Raw genomic sequence first — 1300 nt, forward strand, 5'->3', positions numbered from 1 at the left:
TAATGCCAGTCAGTTAAGAAATTGACTGGCATTTTCTTGGATATTTTTGTGCTTTAATTTTCACTACTCGCGGACATTGCCTTTGCCTTTTTTCAGGTAATACAAATATTTTAGATTGTTCAAATAATTGCGCTAAATGTTTGGGTAGGTTTCCTGCTGATTCTAAAGGTGTGTGCCTTAAGATATTGATAATACTCATAGATGCAATATGGAAACTGATCCTTAAAGGACTCACCTTTGCATGTTCAGCGATAAACCTCATCTGTCTTCTTAAGATATTATATGCAATAAATACCCCCCACAATTCTTGATAGACCAAATCAGGTTGTTTGCTTCTTAAAATCCTTGCATCCTGTAAATCACTTTTAATTTCCCGATAACACATTTCTATTTCCCAACGCTGGATATAAAGCATTGCAAGGTCTTTGAATGGATAAACTTTAGAATCTGTTAATGATGTAATGTAACGTCTTATTTTTCCTGCATATTCAACTTCAATTAAACGTGCTTCCCAATAGTCACCCAATGACGGATTTATCTTTTTTGCTCTTGCTGAAACAGGCATTTTGATCTGAAAGTCATGGGCCGCATTATGATGAATCACTTCATAACGCAGGTTGTCCTTTGCTCGCATCAACCAATGACTCTCTTCTGCCTGAGATTGCCAGCTCACTAAAAAATCAGCAGAGAAGTAAGCACGATCAAATAGGGTAATACTGCGAACTGGTGCTTTTAATTGACTGGCTAAGGTTAATTCACCTTGATCCATACTGCCCATTTGGGCATCAATCATTTCATGGGTATTGGTATTCACCAGGCAAGTCGCTCTAACTTGTGGGTAAGGTGCAGCTGCTGTTTTGCCTTTGGATGAACCAAAGTGCTTAAAGTTTTCTTCTGTATGAGGCATAGACCAAACCACACCATCTACAGCACAAACGCATAGACCGTGAAAGTTGCTATATTGTTGTTGTGAGTCTTTAAACCATGCCTGACTTAATGTCGAAAATAAAGCACTCATGGGTTCTAAGCCTAAGCGTTGTCTTGCTTGTACGGATGCACTCGGTACACAGTATTCTGCCGTACCGAAAACAAGTTGCAATTGTTGAACCACATACCAAATCGGTTGATTTCGAAATAGAGCAAGTCCGATTACCAGCCAAACAACATGTTCAGCAGGCAGTTTTCTTTTTCGAATTGATGCTTTACCTGTTTGGTCTAAGCAATCTTCAATCCAGTTTAAATCAATCAATTCACTGAATTGTGAAAGTGAAGGTAGGGTTTGTTTTAATGTTAAATCTAG

Annotated in this window: 1 protein-coding gene; it reads right to left on the bottom strand. The window is 38.3% G+C overall.

Annotated features, from left to right (window positions below; translation table 11 throughout):
• Positions 1-13: 13 nt before the first annotated feature.
• The coding region (locus tag AC1P5O_RS16585) for an IS4 family transposase (RefSeq protein WP_348942368.1) at positions 14-1300 on the bottom strand (1287 nt) is incomplete at its 5' end.

The sequence above is a fragment of the Prolinoborus fasciculus genome (assembly GCF_056724605.1).